This is a genomic window from uncultured Salinisphaera sp., from assembly GCF_964012375.1.
In the GTDB taxonomy this organism is placed as follows: Bacteria; Pseudomonadota; Gammaproteobacteria; order Nevskiales; family Salinisphaeraceae; genus Salinisphaera.
The window spans coordinates 1-14,804 of record NZ_CAXGSH010000094.1 but is presented as its reverse complement, the minus strand read 5'-3'; the positions used below and the strand labels follow the sequence as shown (position 1 = coordinate 14,804).

Below are 14,804 nucleotides of genomic sequence, written 5' to 3'. Positions count from 1 at the left end.
CGCGCGCAAAAGACACCGGCGCGACCGTAGATGAATAGATCAGAGGTTCCTTAGGCCCTGGGCGACGCTCAAGGCGCGAAAGTGTCGCGGCTACGAGCTCTTCTTGCTGGTGTCGTTTTCGCAGTTGTCCGTGCGGCATTCGCCGTAGAGCACCAGCGTATGCTTGGACAGGTCAAAACCGGATTTCTGGGCCACGTCGCGCTGACGCTGCTGGATTTCGGTATCGAAGAACTCCTCGATCTTGCCGCACTTCACGCAGATGAGGTGATCATGCGGGCCCTGTTCGAGCTCGAACAGGGCATGGCCGTCCTCGAAATGATGGCGAATCACCAGGCCCGCGTCCTCGAACTGGGACAGCACGCGATAGATCGTGGCCAGGCCGATGTCCTCGTCTTCGGCCATGAGGCGGCGATAGACGTCTTCGGCCGAGAGATGATCCTCCCGGTTGTTTTGCAGCACTTCCAGGATCTTCAGGCGGGGTAGTGTCGCCTTGAGTCCGGCTTTGCGCAGATCGCTGGTTTCCATGCGTCGGCACCTCGATAAATCGCAGAACGGTCCGTTTGATAAGGACCGTCCGGGCGCTGAATGATTCAGCCCGGTCGGGGCGCTGCCTAGCGTGCGTGGTCGCGATCGTAGGTCAGCGCTCGGCCGATACAGCCTCGGCTAAGTTTACCTTCATGATAGGCCAGTTGGCCAGACACGAAAGTGCTCATGATGCGGCTTTGAAAGGTATGGCCGGCAAACGGCGACCAGCCGCATTTGGCCAGGATCGGTTCGTGATCGACCACGGTCTGTCCGCTCAGGTCCGCAATCACCAGATCGGCCCAGTAGCCTTCCCGAATATAACCCCGCTCGGCGATATCGAAGCGATCCGCCACATTATGCGCGCTCTTGGTCACCAGCTGTTCCAGGCTGAAATGCCCCGCACTGACGTGATCGAGTAGCGAAGGCATCGCATGCTGAACCAGAGGCAGCCCCGCCGGCGCGCCAAAGTAGGATTTTTCCTTCTCCGATAGCTGATGCGGTGCGTGATCCGTGGCCAATACATCGATGCGGTCGTCGGCGACGGCTTTCAACAGCGCCATGCGATCGGCATGGGTCTTGATGGCCGGATTGCACTTGATCAGCGTGCCGCGGGCCGCGTAATCGCTGTCTTCAAAGAACAGATGATGGGCACAGGCCTCGGCGGTGATCTGTTTCGGCCCCATGGCGCCGGCGTCGAACAGATCCAGTTCGTCGGCGGTGGTGATATGCAGGATATGCAGCCGTGCTCCGTGGCGTCGGGCCAGGTCGATCGCTTTTGATGACGAGGCATAGCAGGCCTCGCGCGAGCGAATGACCGGATGCTCGCTCATTGGCACATCCTCGCCGTAGAGCTCGCGCGCCCGGGCGGCGTTCGCCTCGATCATGGGCGTGTCTTCGCAGTGGGTGAGGATGGTCAGCGGCGAATGCTCGAAGATCTGTTCGAGCGCGGTGTCATCGTCGACCAGCATGCGGCCCGTGGAGGCGCCCATGAAGATCTTCACGCCGGCCGACAAGCGCGTATCGAGCTTCTTGATTTCTTCGATGTTGTCGTTGGTGGCACCGAAGTGAAAACCGTAGTTCGCAGTGCAGCGGCCGTGCGCGAGCGCGTGCTTGGCCACCATGGCGTCGTGGTCGACGGTCGGCGGCTTGACGTTGGGCATGTCCATGAAGCTGGTGATGCCGCCGGCCACGGCCGCGGCCGATTCACTGGCCAGGTCGGCCTTGTCGGTCAGGCCCGGCTCGCGGAAATGCACCTGGTCGTCGATCATGCCGGGCAGCAGGTAGTGCCCGCCGGCATCGATGACTTCGACATCGGCCGGCGCAGCGATATGGCCGGCAATCTTCTCGATTCGCCCGTTACGAATCAGCACGTCGGCTTCGCGGCGCTGTCCTTCGTTCACGAGGCGGGCGTTCGCAATCAGGTAGTCGGTCATGCGGCGGGGCGGTAGGAATTTGCCCCCAGTTTATGACCTGCGGACGTTTCGTACGAGTCTACGCCCAGGGCTGCGGCCTGATTGTTGTCGGCAAGAGCACCTGTGCCCCTTGCGGCGCGGGCAGGCGCGGTGCGACGGGCGGCTAGGCCCTAGACAGATCGATCCCGCGCTCGGGCAGCATCACCGGAATCCCGTCGTCGACCCGATAGGCGGTATGGCGATCGGCGGTAACCAGGGCCTGTTCGAGCGGCGAATCCACCGTGCTGTCGTCGGCATAGCGTGCCTGGCCGGCGCTTACGCGTTCGTTGAGTCGGGCCAGGGTGTCCTGATCGGCCAGCGTGACGGCCGCGCCCGATACCGGGCACACCAGAATATCCAGCAGTTTCTTGTCCACGATGGCCACTCGTTGCGATCCAGGCCGGCGATTCTAGCATCGGCGGGGCCCGGTTCGGGCGCTATTCAAGAATCGCGGCGCATGGCCGCTATCCGTTTTCAGGATATAAGCCGTGGGCCGGCGAGAGCATGTGCGCGGCGCGCAACGAGAATGCCATGCAACACGTGACCGGCCCCCTCATCACCGCCTACCGACAGCGTATCGACCCGCACATGGGCGCGGTGGCACTCCTGCTCATGCTGGCGTGTCTGGGGGTGGGGCTGGGCAGTGGCAGCATGCTGCTCGCGCTGGGCGTGCTCGTGCCGAGCGCGGCGCTCACGCTTCTGATTGTCTTCCTGGCGCCGGGTACGATGGCCAGCGCGCTGTTGATGGCGGCTCAGTTCGTCGTGCTCTCGGCCCTGCTCATAGACCAGACCGGCGGGCGCATCGAGGCGCATCTGAGTGTGTTCATCGCGCTTGCGGCGCTCGTCGCCTATGCCGACTGGCGCGTGCCGGTGGTGGGTGTGGCCCTCGCGCTCGTTCATCACGCGTTATTCGCTTACCTGCAATACCGGGGCCTGGTCACGCTCTATGCCCCATCGCTCGAGCCGACGGCGCTGCCGGTGCGATTCGCGATGTATGCCGGCGTGCTGGTGGCCTATGCCGGGGTGCTCGGCTATGTCGCCGCAATCCTGGGGCGCGCGGTACGCGATACTGCCGCCATCCAGGCGTTCGCCGAAGCGGCCGAACGCGGCACGCTGACCCAGGCGTTCACGCCGGTGCAGCTGCAGCGTCCGGCCATTGCCGCCGTTGCGCGTCTGCAGTCGCGGTTCTCGCAGCGCCTGGCCGCGGCCGGCAAGGCCGCGAACGCGGTGCGCCGGCTCAGCGGCGATGCCGCGCAGGCGCAGCAAAAGCTACAGGTTCAGACCGAGCGCAGCGGCGTCCATATCGAGCGCATGGCCAGCAGCAATCGGACGCTGGCTACGACCAGCCGCCAGAGTACGGACCAGGCCGAGCAGGGCCACGCGCTGGCCACGAACGTGGGCGGCGCGCTCGATCAGAGCGCACAAAGCGTACAGCGCCTGGACGATACGATGGCCCGGGTCGATGAAAGCGCGCGCGATATCGCCCGGCTTCTGGGCGAGATCGATGCGATCAGCGCCCAGACCAATCTGCTCGCGCTCAATGCCTCGGTAGAGGCCGCCCGCGCCGGCGAGCAGGGGCGCGGGTTCGCAGTGGTGGCCGGCGAGGTGCGCAAGCTCTCGCAGCGCAGCAGCGACATCGCCCGTTCAATTCGCGAGCGCGTCGAGCGTTCGCTCGGCCATGTCGAAACCGGGGTGGCCGATGTCGAGTGCGCGGCCGAGCGCATGCATGCCGTGGTGGCCGTGTTCGAACAGATCCAGCAGCGCCTGCACGAAATCAGCGCTTCAGGGCGCCAGCAGCAGGACGGTATCGATGTGCTCGATGAAGGCATCCTCGCCATGCAACAGGCGATGGCTGCCTCGGCGCAATCGATCGAGAGCACGCAGGACGTCGCCGAGCGTTTGAATCGCGAAGCCGACATGCTCGGCGAGGCGATCGGTTATTTCCGTATCCCGGCCGAAGAGACAGCCGGGCCCGGCGGGCGACGCGAACGCCGGCATCGCCAGCGTCCGCCCAAGGAATCGGTCACCGAATCGGTACGCCGCGGCGTATTGCCGACCTGAAGGCCGACCACAAGTCCATGCCGCGGCCGGCCATGGCGGCCGTGCAATGCGGCGGTATAAGCTGTAGCGGTCGTTCCCCGTATACGATCGATCATGCGCGACGAGGTCAAGGACTATTACGGCCGCCAGCTCACCGGCAGCCAGGATCTGGCCACCACGGCCTGCTGCGATCAGGCCCCGCCTGAGCATCTCAAGCCGGTATTGGCGAAGCTCCACGACGAGGTGATCAGCCGCTACTACGGCTGCGGTCTGGTTGCACCGGCCGCGCTCGAGGGCATGCGTATTCTGGATCTGGGCAGTGGCAGCGGGCGCGATGTCTATCTGTTGTCGGCCCTGGTCGGCGAAACCGGCGAAGTCGTCGGCGTCGACATGACCGACGAACAGCTCGAGATCGCCTGCCGGCATCAGGATTATCATCGTCAGGCCTTCGGCTTCGAACGCTCCAACGTGCGTTTTCTCAAGGGCTATATCGAAGCGCTCGACGAACTCGACCTGGTGCCGGCGAGCTTCGATATCGTGATCTCGAACTGCGTGATCAATCTAAGTACCGACAAGGCCAAGGTGCTGGCCGACGTCAAACGGTTGCTCAAACCCGGTGGCGAATTCTATTTTTCGGATGTCTATGCCGATCGCCGCGTGCCGGCCGAGCTCGCACGCGACCCGGTGCTCTACGGCGAATGTCTGGCCGGCGCGCTCTATTGGAACGATTTCGAAAATCTCGCCCGGGCATCGGGCTTTGGCGACCCGCGGCTGGTGGAATCGCGGCGCCTGGGCATCGACAACCCGGCCATCGAAGCGCGGCTTGGCAATATCCGTTTCTATTCGGCGACCTATCGGCTGTTCAATATCGATGCCCTGGAGCCGGCCTGTGAGGATTACGGTCAGGCCGTGATCTATCAGGGCACGCTCGCCGACATGCCGCACGCCTTCGTGCTCGATGGCCACCACAGGATCGAAACGGGCCGGGTATTTCCGGTATGCGGCAATACCTGGCGCATGCTCGCCGAGAGCCGTTTCGCGGCGCATTTCGAGTTCATCGGCAATTTCGATACCCATTACGGCATCTTCGCCGGCTGCGGCACGGCGCTGCCTTTCGATGAACAGATGCCTGCGACAGCCGAGGCCGGTGGCTGCTGTTAGCTCGGGGCCGGGTGGGCTGGCTTGGGCCGCGAGGCCGTAAGCCAACATGGAACGCCCGCCTCGGGATTGAAAGCGGTGGGAGTCGAACCCGCGGGCTGCGTTCCCTGTTGGATTACGCTGCGCTAATCCAGCCTACGCCCTTCGTTCGCGGGTGATCGTTATCGTCGTCGAATGGCGAGCCATCCTTTGATCGCTTGGTGTCCATCTGCGGACTTTGGTGGTCGTTAGGTGAGGCCGCGTAGGTTGGCTTAGGCCGACAGCCAACAGGTCACGGCTTCTGTGGCGCGTGCGAAAGACGCGGGTCGAATCGCTCGCTCTTATTTGCGCTTTTAGCGTTCATTCGCGGACTTCCTCGTCCGCCGAAGCTCGCCAGAGTCAATAACTGCTCTTGAGCCCGACCACTGCGACCACGATTGCCAGTACGCACACCAGCCGGGCCGGGCGCGCCGAATCGCCCCAGAACAGGATACCCAGCAGCGTGCTGCCCACCGCGCCCACGCCGGTAAACACGCCGTAGGCCACGGCCATGGGAATGCTGTGCATGGCGTAATGCAGACAGGCCAGCCCCAGGCCGAAGCCGCCGACACCGAGCAGCAAGCCGGAAGCATAGATACGCCGCGTCAGGCGTTCGAAGCCGGCCACGCCGACGATTTCGAAGGCCCCTGCGCATAACAAGGCCAGCCAGCTCATGACGTGGCCTTCGCGGTCGACGTGGCGGTGAGCTTGAGCCCGCAGATCGCCGCCAGCAGCAGGGTCAACCAGGCGAGCGCGGCCGGGTCGAAGCGCATGCCGAAGGCGAAGTGGTCCAGCAGGGCGGTGCCGGCTGTGCCCAGGCCGACGAACAGGATATAGACCGTGGTGGCGGCCAGCCGGCGTGCCGCGAGCAGGGCCAGGCTGAAACTGGCGATGACGCAGCCACCGGTCGCAGCCCAGTCGATGATGCTATCGGCGGCATTGAGTCCGGAAATCCAGCCGACTTCCGCAGCGGCGGCTAGAACCAGCCAGATCAGGTTTTGCATTGTTCGCTCCTGCTAACTAACGGTCGTTAGTATAAGCCAGCGCGGTCGAACTGCAAGGGCCGGTTCGCCTCTGTTCGCTCGCGCTAGAATGGGCGCGATGAACGACGCTGCCGCATCCACCGCCGAACGGATCGAAAAAACCGCCCTCGCGCTGTTCGCACGCCAGGGCTACGAAGCCACCACGCTCGCGCAGATCGCCGACGGCGTGGGTATTCGCAAGCCATCGCTGTACAACCATATCGACAGCAAGGCGGCGCTGTTTCTGGCCCTGGTCACCCAGGTGGAGGCAGCTTTCTTCGTGGTTCAGGATGCAAGCTTGGCCCGGCATGCCGAGGCCGATGTGAAGACCCGCCTGCACGCGCTCGTCGAGGACTTGAGTGCCTTCATCTTCACCGAGTCCCAGGGGGCGTTCTACAAGCGCTGTTTGCTGTTTCCACCGGAGCCGCTGGCCGCACAGATCCGCGAAATCAACGCGGCCAACGAACGCCGTATCGACCGTGCCCTGCGTGACCTCTACCTGCAGGGCCAGCGCGAGGGCTGTTGGCGGGCGATTGGGGAGCGCGCCTTTCTGGACGCGTTCTACTGCCTGATGGACGGCCTATACAGTCAGCGCTTCATCTACGACGAGGCCGAATACCGACGCCGGCTGGCTTCGAGTTTGGCTGTCTTCTGGGCCGGGCTCGTACACGCGCACGATTGAAGCCCGGTTTGGTTTTACTTTACCCGTATGGTAAAAATGTAATGTTATTTCATTTTATTTATCAGTCGGGGATCTCATGTGGGGGAATCATCAGTACGGGCCGGTCGCGGTACAGCGGCCGTGGCGGCGTTCGGTCGTCTGTCTTGCATTGCTGTGCGTGCCGGCGTCGGCCTGGGCGGCCGGTAACGACGCCGACACGCTCGCCTTGCCCGGCCAGGGTGCCGAGCAGCAGGCACTGGGCCCGATTTCGGTGACCGGCGCGCCGCTGCCGGGCAGTCCGTTGTCGCAGGCGGCGGATGTCGACGTGGTGGAATCCGACGATATCGAAGCCAAGGGTGCGACCAATCTGGGCGAGGCGGTCGAGGACCTGGCCGGCGTGGATTCGATCAGCACCGGCAACAGCGTGGGCAAGCCGGTGATTCGGGGTCTTTCCGGCGAGCGCATCAAGATTTTGTCGAACGGCGTAGGCGTCGATCACCAGCAGTACGGCGTGCGCCATATGCCCACCACCGATACGTTCCTGATGGATCGGGTGGAAGTCGTGCGCGGTGCCTCGAGCGTGCTTTATGGCTCGAGCGCGCTGGGCGGCGCGATCAACCTGCTGCCCCCGGCCATTGCCTGGGACACGCCGGTGCAAGGCGAGGCGCTGACCCGCTATTCCACCAACAACGGTCAGTGGGATACGGGCGTGAAGGCCACCGGCGGCAACGGCCGCTTCGGTTACGCTGCCGGGATCATCCGGCGCAGCGCGGGTAATATCGAAACGCCCGACGAAACGACCTATTTCCCGCCGCCGCCGGCCGAGAAGTTTCGCGACGCGCCGGCCTATACCGGCAAGCTCGGCTATACCGACTTCAATCAGGTCAACGGCGATTTCGCGCTGGGCTATCGCGACGACGACGGCGGCGAATGGACCGCGCGCTACTCGCGCTACAACGACGAGCACAATTTTCTACTGCCGCCGCCTGCGGGCAACCTGCCGCCGGCCGCCGGTGAAGAAGGCGTGGGTCAGTACATCGACAACGAGCAGGTCGAGCTGGCCGGTAACAAGCAGGCCGGTGGCATCACCTGGAAGCCCAAGCTCGTCTGGCAGAACAACCGGCGCCGCTCGAACGCTGCCGGCACGCCCCGCGCGGCCGGTTTCGATAACGCCATCGATATCGAATTCGACCAGTACACCGCGCGCCTGGAAGGCCAGCACGGCCCGCTGCTCGGCCTGGACGGCGGCACCGTGGGTATCGAGTACGTGAACAAGGATCAGGTGTCGCGTGGCACCACCCAGCTGTCGCCGGGCGGCACGGTCGAGAACGCGGCGATCTTTGCCTTCGAGGAGAAAGGCCTCGGTGATCTGCTGCTGCAGGCCGGCCTGCGCTACGACCACCACGAGATCGAGGGCGATGCCTCCAAGACGGCGAACCCGTCGCAGAGCGTGCTCGATGCCGATACGCAATCCTATGATGTGGTGACCGGCTCGCTCGGCGGGATCTATAGCCTGACCGATCGTCTGTCGGTCGCGGCCAACGTTGGCCGCGGGTTTCGTGCGCCGAGCCTGTTCGAGCTGTATGTCGCCGGCCAGCACGGCGGCGTTGCGGCATTCCAGCGGGGCAATTCCGATCTCGACGAGGAAACCTCGCTCAATACCGATCTGTCGCTGCGCTGGGCCTCGGGTACGCTGCGTGCCAAGGCCACCGTGTATCGCAATGCCATCGACGACTACATCTTTCTTGCCAACACCGGCGAGACGATCAACGGTCTGCCGGTGGCAGCCTACAACCAGGCAGACGCCAAGCTCACCGGCGCCGAGCTGTCCATCGAAAAGGATATCGGCAGCTGGATGACGCTCAGCGCTGCGGCCGCCACCGTGGACGGGGAACGCCGCGATAACGGCGACGAGCTGCCGCTGCTGCCGGCCGATAATGTCCGTCTGGGCGCCGAGTTCACGCCCGCCAGCGACGGCTGGATTCAGGATCCGAGAGCGTCGGTAACGGTTCGCTACTACGCCTCCAAGGACGCCGCCCCCGGCGAGCCCTTCGCCCAGTTCGACGATGCGCCGTTCGGGTCGGCCTCGACCGACGACTACTACCTGGTCGATCTCGGCGCCGGCTTTTCGCCCGAGGTGGCGGGGCAGACGGTGCATCTCGATGTCGCCATCAACAACCTGCTGGACGAGGACTACCGCGGCTTTCTGGATACCTATAAAGGCTATGCGCTGTCGCCCGGCCGCGATGTGCGTCTGACCGCACGTGTTCCGTTCTAGACGTGATGCGTATCGACACCCGGTCCGGCAGGCGTGCGGCCGGACCATCGAGCGAGGGCGGCCCGCGCAACTGCAGTCGCGGCCGTAACCGGCGATGACGCAATCTGTAGTGGATACGCCGGTCGATCGGTCCGGGCGTAGCGCCGGCTACACTATCGCGGCGGTTTTTATCGTCGCGGTCGGCTTCGCGGCACTCACGGGCTATACGAAGGTCGCCTCGATCGCCCTGATTGCCTGCGTGGCGATGCTGGCCGGCGGCGTGCTCGGCTATCGGGCGCAGGGTGCGAGCGCATTCTGGCAGGCCCTGGACGGCGTGGCCGGCGGGGCGATGATCGCGGCCGCCTGTATCCTGCTGTTGCCCAAGGCCGTGTCCCTGGATGCGGGGCTGGCGGGTGTGGGCGTGTCGTTCGGCCTGCTGTTCGGTCTCGCCCTGCATCGCGCCTGTCGTTTCCAGGCCTGGCGCCCCGGGGCGCTGGGCGAATCCAGCCTGCTTGCGTTGACCGTGCATTCGGCCGGTGCGGGCGTGGTGATCGGCATGCTGTATGCGCAGACGCCTGGCCTGGGGTTATGGGTGGGCAGCGTCATCGTGGCCCACAAGTTCCCGGCCGGCTATGCGGTAGCAAGGCGTCTGCGCGCCAACGACGGCGCGCTGGCCGGAATCATGCTGCCGGCCTGTGCGGTGGGGATCGTCGCCGTGCTCGCGGCCATGACCACCGGCGTGTTGCCGCCCTCGGTCGGGGTGGGGGCGCTCGCCCAGGGCCTGGCTGCCGGGGTGTTTTTGCATGTGGGTCTGGAATGCGTCGCCCTCGAGGGTCCGGCCTCCGCTGGGCCCGACACGCCGGGCTGGCATATCTGGTTGCCGGTCGCGCTCGGCATTCTTCTCATGCTTGTCCTGAAACTCGCGATGGGGTGAGCGCCAAGGCCGGCGAGCGACCCGCTTGACAGCTTCTATATAGTTTATTTGTTATGTTATAACGTATGTAAATTATGACAGAAGACGAACTCCGGGCCATGCCCGACAGCCAGTACATGAGTCCGGATCAGCTCGCATTCTTTCGAGACCGATTGTTGCGGCTGCGCGAAGAAGTCCTCGTACGCGAGCGTGATATTCGCGTACGGCTCAATGAAAACCTCACGTTCGCAGATCCGGGCGACCGCGCCCTGGCCGAAGAGGCGCGCTGGCTCGATCTGCGCCTGCGGGATCGCGAAGCCCAGCTGCGCAACAAGATCGATGCCTCGCTAAAGCTGATTCGCGACGGCGACTACGGCTGGTGCGAGGTCTCGGGTGAGCCGATCGGTATCGAGCGCCTGCTGGCCCGTCCGACCGCCACCACCTGTGCCGACGTCAAGACCGACGCCGAGCTGCGCGAGCGCGCGTTTCGCGCGGCGCGCTGAATTACCCCACACGCTTTCAAAAAGGATTGGATATGCGCGATACACGCCTGCCGGTCACCGTGCTTTCGGGCTTTCTCGGCGCGGGCAAGACCACCGTACTCAACCACGTACTCGCCAACCGCGACGGCCTGCGCGTGGCGGTCATCGTCAACGATATGAGCGAGATCAATATCGATGCTGCCCGTATTCGCGATAGCGGCGCGTTGTCGCGCGTCGACGAGAAGCTGGTCGAATTTTCCAACGGCTGCATCTGCTGCACGTTGCGCGACGATCTGCTCGCCGAGGTCACGCGGCTGGCACGCGAAGAGCGCTTCGACTATCTGCTGATCGAATCCACCGGTATCTCCGAGCCCATGCCGGTCGCCGCCACATTCGCGGTACGCGACGAAGACGGCTTCTCACTGGCCGACGTTGCACGTCTGGACACCATGGCGACCGTAGTCGACGCGGCCGCGCTGCTGGCCGACTACGAAAGCGCGGACTTCATCGCCGATCGCGGCGAGTCGCTGGGCGAAGAAGACGAGCGCAGCGTGGTGGATCTACTCGTCGACCAGATCGAGTTTGCCGACGTCATCGTGCTCAACAAGATCGACCTGGCCACGCCGGAACAAAGCCGTGCGGCGCGCGGTGTGATTGCTGCGCTCAACCCGGCCGCCCAGGTGATCGAGGCCGAACACGGCCGCATCGCCACGGGCGATATCGTCGGCACCGGGCGCTTCGATTTCGATCGCGCGGCCATGTCGGCCGGCTGGGTACGCGAACTGCAGGGCGTGCATACGCCGGAGACCGAGGAATACGGTATCAGCAGCTTCGTCTATCGGCGTCGCCAGCCTTTTCATCCCCAGCGTCTGCTCGATCTGTTCCATTCGGACTGGCCCGGCGTGCTGCGCAGCAAGGGCTGGTTCTGGCTGGCCACGCGGCCCGATTTCGTCGGCGAAATGGCCCAGGCCGGGGGCGCGCTCACGCACCAGGCGATCGGCCTGTGGTGGGCCAGCGACCGGGCGGGGCAAGCGCCCGAAGATCCGGAGGCGCGGGCAACGCTGAAAGCAATGTGGGATCCGCTCTACGGCGACCGGCGCCAGGAAATCGTGATCATCGGCATGGGCATGGACGAAGCGGCGCTGATCGAGCGTCTGGATGCCTGCCTGCTGACCGAGGCGGAATGCATGGGCGGGCCCGAGATGTGGCGCGAATTCGACGACCCGTTCCCGCGTTGGCAGCTTGCTGCCCATTGATCAACAGTCGTCCGTCTGTCCCGGCGCTCGTTTCCTCGCGACGCCGGGGCCTTTTTATATGAACGAGATAATGGCCACCTGCCTACGGGCTCGGAACAGTCAGCTGCTATGACTGCGGGCGAAACGCCGGGCGGTGTGAATCATTCGACGCGTACGAAATGCCCATCCACGAACTTGAGTGCCAAGGAGCGCTCCGCATCCTTGTTCAGTATGGAATGCTGGAGCCGGCTCGAATCCTGGGCCACCAATACTTTGTCCCGACCGGGTTTTTTACGACTCAGCCCGGGAATGAATTGACTGTCCAGGTCGACGAAGGAAAGGATCTGCGTATCGGGATCGAACGACATGTGTTGCCGATACGAGTCCGGCCTGCGTGCATCGTAAATCGACGCATCGAGTAACGGATAGCGTTGTTTGAAGGCCGGATAGTCGAGCTTCAGCTCATCGCCCTCGAAAGCAATGACCAGCGCCGTGATATACGCCGGTTCACGGTTGCCTGCCTGGTCGCCGAGTAGCAGATACAGCTCTTCGTTGGCCGGCTGCAGCTTATGGATTGCCGTAACCTCGGCCTGTGCACCCTCCTGGCGTACCTGTGGCCACTCGCCGTCCATTTTGTAGAGGCTGCGTGCGCCCCAGGAACCGTTGGCCTTGCGCCACTGAATGATCGGATAGACATTGATGGCGTAACAGTTCTGCCCGGAGCATTCCTGTTGCTCGTATCGGACGTGCTGGAAGCTGTTCTGGTGCCAGAGCGTCGCCACATGGATCGTTCGATCCGACTGCTGCCATGACACCTGGCGCAGATGTTGTTGGTTGTCGGGCTGCAAGTCCTCGATCAATGCCGGTAGCGCCACCTCGTGTGCGCGCTCGATCAGCGCGTCGGTGATCCGGGCCGCCAGTTTTTCCTGTTCGGGCGGATACCCATTGCTGACCATTTCTTCGATCAAGGCATTCACGTCCGGTTGGGCGACGGCGCTGGTTGCGAGGAAAAACAGCGCGAACGGGATCACGAGTCGAAGCGTCATTGGACGGGCCCTGGTTCTATGCCTTGTTCCGGCAGCCGTCGGCACGCGGCGACCGGAACGCCTTGATAAACGGGCTTTATACAGCAGGCGCGAGGGATATCGGGGATACCGTGTTCGAGCGCGCTGGGCAGGCGGCCTCGCCGCGCAGCCATCGTTCCAGAACGGCGCCCACGCGAAGTGCGTCGCTATGCCGGGGCCTCCAGCGCGGCCAGAATGCCTGCCAGCGAGTCGCGCGGAATATCGCGGGTGATGAATACCAGCCGCGAGCGTCGGTCTTCGTCGGGCCAGGCGTCCAGCCAGGTCATGGGGTGGAAGATATGCTGTACCCCGTGGATGACAGCCGGGCGCGGTTCGCCGGCGATATGGATCAAGCCCTTGATACGCAGCATGCGCTCGCCCATGAGCGACACCATCAGCTGCAGCCAGACCTCGAGGCGATCGGCGTCGATGGGCGTATCGAAGGTGAAGCAGTGCGCCCGGATCCGGTCGTCGTGGCGATTCGGATCGTTGGCAACCGGTGTTGGCAGGAGCGTCGACGTCGGCGGTGCCACGGCTGCGCCCAGCCGCAGTCCGGTCGCGGCGCCGGACTGCGGCGTATTCTTAGCGGGTGCCGTGCCCAGCCAGCGTTCGATATCGGCCCCGTGCGCGCGCTGCGGATCGATACCCAGGTCGGTCAATTCGCTGGCCTCGACGTGGCCGTGGGTCACCGTCATCTGGCGGGCGCCGCTGTTGAGCGCGGCGAGCCGTGCGCGCAGATTCGCCAGCGTGTCGGCCGCAGTGAGGTCGGCCTTGGTAATTAACAGTAGATCGGCCATGGCGGCCTGCTTCATTGCCTCGTCGTGCGCATCGAGGCTGGCTTGCCCGTGGACGGCATCAACGCAGGTCACCACGCCGTCCAGTCGATAGGCGCGGGCGATACGGGCGTCGGTCATCAGGGTATGCAGAATGGGCGCCGGGTCGGCCAGGCCGGTGGTTTCGATCACCAATCGGTCGAAAAAGCGTTCGCCGCCGCGGGCGAAGCGCCAGGTGGCATCTCGCAGGGTGCGCACCAGGTCGCCGCGTACCGTGCAGCACAGGCAGCCACTCTCGAGCGCGACCAGCTCGCTTTCGCGGCTGGCGCTGAACAGCTGATGGTCCAGGCCGATTTCGCCGAACTCGTTGATCACGACGAGCGTCCGGTTCATGCCGGGCTGGCGTACCAGCCGATTGAGCAGCGTGGTCTTGCCGCTGCCCAGAAAACCGGTCAGCAGCGTGATAGGGATGGGGGTATCGGTGGATGCGGGCATCAGCGGTGATCGTTGAGCATAGTGCAGCGCCAAGGCCTATCCACGCGGCGAGTCGGCCGCGTTCCGCTCGGCGCTCGCGCGTTCAAACCAGCCGATGACCGCACGATGGTGTGCCGGTCCGTAGACTGCAATGAACCGTCGGGTGGCGTCATCGTTGTCATCGCGCAGTGCGTGCAGCCGTTGTTCGATATAGGCCGGCGTGAGTGCCATGCCGCAGTCGACCGTGATGCAGTGTCGCCACTGTTCGTAGGTGCGGGGAACGACGTCGTTATGCGATGCCATGGCGGCCTCTTGCAGCAGGTGGTCGATAGGATAGGTCCAGCGATGCGTTGCGCGGTGCAAAAGCCCGCCGCGTGGTGCATGCGGCGGGCCGGTTCGCAACCTGGCAGGTCAGGCGGGTTCGACGATCGCGTTGCTGGACGTGACGAGTTCGCCCGGCAGATCCGGGGTAAGGGTTTCGTCGCGATAGTGAATCACCGAACGGATGGCCTGGCCGGTACGCAGCAGTTCGAAGGCCGTATTGACCTGCTCGTGGTCCATGTTGTGGGTGATGTATGGATCTACGTCGATGGTGCCGTTAAGCCATTCGTCGACCATGCCGGGCAGCTCCGAACGACCCAGTACGCCGCCGAATGCGGAGCCGCGCCAGACCCGGCCGGTTACCAACTGGAACGGGCGGGTCGAGATCTCCTCGCCGGCCCCGGCCACGC

The 14,804-nt window shown here is 64.3% G+C and carries 15 protein-coding genes and 1 pseudogene; 7 read left to right on the top strand and 9 right to left on the bottom strand.

Going from position 1 to position 14,804, the window contains the following annotated elements:
* Nucleotides 1-90: 90 nt before the first annotated feature.
* From fur to ABNU97_RS14630, 3 genes are all read right to left on the bottom strand, one after another.
* Complete coding sequence (fur, locus tag ABNU97_RS14640; RefSeq protein ID WP_348767428.1) at nucleotides 91-525, bottom strand: ferric iron uptake transcriptional regulator; 435 nt, start codon at nucleotides 523-525, stop codon at nucleotides 91-93.
* Nucleotides 526-611: 86 nt separating this feature from the next.
* Nucleotides 612-1,958: a dihydroorotase gene (locus ABNU97_RS14635; RefSeq protein ID WP_348767427.1), complete on the bottom strand. Its 1,347-nt coding sequence runs from the start codon at nucleotides 1,956-1,958 to the stop codon at nucleotides 612-614.
* A 142-nt stretch (nucleotides 1,959-2,100) separates the two neighbouring features.
* Entirely contained in the window at nucleotides 2,101-2,352 is a 252-nt protein-coding gene (locus ABNU97_RS14630) for a Trm112 family protein (protein WP_348767426.1), read from the bottom strand.
* Between the two features lie 155 nt (nucleotides 2,353-2,507).
* On the opposite strand from ABNU97_RS14630, the gene ABNU97_RS14625 reads away from it, so the two are divergent.
* Both ABNU97_RS14625 and ABNU97_RS14620 read left to right on the top strand, forming a co-directional pair.
* Nucleotides 2,508-4,037: a methyl-accepting chemotaxis protein gene (locus tag ABNU97_RS14625; RefSeq protein WP_348767425.1), complete on the top strand. Its 1,530-nt coding sequence runs from the start codon at nucleotides 2,508-2,510 to the stop codon at nucleotides 4,035-4,037.
* 93 nt (nucleotides 4,038-4,130) lie between these two features.
* Nucleotides 4,131-5,177 (top strand): methyltransferase domain-containing protein, encoded by a 1,047-nt coding sequence (locus tag ABNU97_RS14620; RefSeq protein WP_348767424.1) that lies wholly within the window; start codon nucleotides 4,131-4,133, stop codon nucleotides 5,175-5,177.
* A 375-nt stretch (nucleotides 5,178-5,552) separates the two neighbouring features.
* On the opposite strand, the gene ABNU97_RS14615 is transcribed toward ABNU97_RS14620, so the two are convergent.
* Both ABNU97_RS14615 and ABNU97_RS14610 read right to left on the bottom strand, forming a co-directional pair.
* Entirely contained in the window at nucleotides 5,553-5,867 is a 315-nt protein-coding gene (locus ABNU97_RS14615; RefSeq protein WP_348767423.1) for an SMR family transporter, read from the bottom strand.
* The gene (locus ABNU97_RS14610; RefSeq protein ID WP_348767422.1) at nucleotides 5,864-6,196 is read right to left on the bottom strand and encodes an SMR family transporter; all 333 of its coding nucleotides are present in this window, start codon (nucleotides 6,194-6,196) and stop codon (nucleotides 5,864-5,866) included. The genes ABNU97_RS14615 and ABNU97_RS14610 overlap by 4 nt, the downstream gene beginning before the upstream one ends.
* 97 nt (nucleotides 6,197-6,293) lie before the next feature.
* Here ABNU97_RS14610 and ABNU97_RS14605 point away from each other — a divergent pair, with 97 nt between their 5' ends.
* The 5 genes from ABNU97_RS14605 to zigA all read left to right on the top strand — a co-directional run bounded on the left by ABNU97_RS14605 (nucleotide 6,294) and on the right by zigA (nucleotide 11,783).
* Nucleotides 6,294-6,896 carry a helix-turn-helix domain-containing protein gene (locus ABNU97_RS14605; protein ID WP_348767421.1) on the top strand — a complete coding sequence of 201 codons (603 nt, stop codon included), beginning with the start codon at nucleotides 6,294-6,296 and terminating at the stop codon, nucleotides 6,894-6,896.
* A gap of 76 nt (nucleotides 6,897-6,972) precedes the next feature.
* Nucleotides 6,973-9,153: a TonB-dependent receptor gene (locus ABNU97_RS14600; RefSeq protein ID WP_348767420.1), complete on the top strand. Its 2,181-nt coding sequence runs from the start codon at nucleotides 6,973-6,975 to the stop codon at nucleotides 9,151-9,153.
* 94 nt (nucleotides 9,154-9,247) lie between these two features.
* Nucleotides 9,248-10,066, top strand: coding sequence for a ZIP family metal transporter (locus ABNU97_RS14595; protein WP_348767419.1), 819 nt, complete (start codon nucleotides 9,248-9,250; stop codon nucleotides 10,064-10,066).
* Nucleotides 10,067-10,140: 74 nt separating this feature from the next.
* A complete protein-coding gene (locus tag ABNU97_RS14590) occupies nucleotides 10,141-10,548 on the top strand; it encodes a TraR/DksA C4-type zinc finger protein (protein WP_348767418.1) in 408 nt (135 codons plus the stop codon).
* A gap of 32 nt (nucleotides 10,549-10,580) precedes the next feature.
* On the top strand, nucleotides 10,581-11,783 hold the full coding sequence (zigA, locus tag ABNU97_RS14585) for a zinc metallochaperone GTPase ZigA (RefSeq protein WP_348767417.1): 1,203 nt from the start codon (nucleotides 10,581-10,583) through the stop codon (nucleotides 11,781-11,783).
* Nucleotides 11,784-11,923: 140 nt separating this feature from the next.
* Here the strand turns inward: zigA and ABNU97_RS14580 are convergent, their stop codons facing one another.
* From ABNU97_RS14580 to ABNU97_RS14565, 4 genes and pseudogenes are all read right to left on the bottom strand, one after another.
* On the bottom strand, nucleotides 11,924-12,793 hold the full coding sequence (locus ABNU97_RS14580; protein WP_348767416.1) for a hypothetical protein: 870 nt from the start codon (nucleotides 12,791-12,793) through the stop codon (nucleotides 11,924-11,926).
* Between the two features lie 200 nt (nucleotides 12,794-12,993).
* Entirely contained in the window at nucleotides 12,994-14,094 is a 1,101-nt protein-coding gene (locus ABNU97_RS14575; RefSeq protein WP_348767415.1) for a GTP-binding protein, read from the bottom strand.
* 36 nt (nucleotides 14,095-14,130) lie between these two features.
* On the bottom strand, nucleotides 14,131-14,376 hold the full coding sequence (locus ABNU97_RS14570) for a hypothetical protein (protein ID WP_348767414.1): 246 nt from the start codon (nucleotides 14,374-14,376) through the stop codon (nucleotides 14,131-14,133).
* A gap of 108 nt (nucleotides 14,377-14,484) precedes the next feature.
* A pseudogene (locus tag ABNU97_RS14565) lies at nucleotides 14,485-14,804 on the bottom strand (S-(hydroxymethyl)glutathione dehydrogenase); the annotation flags it as partial.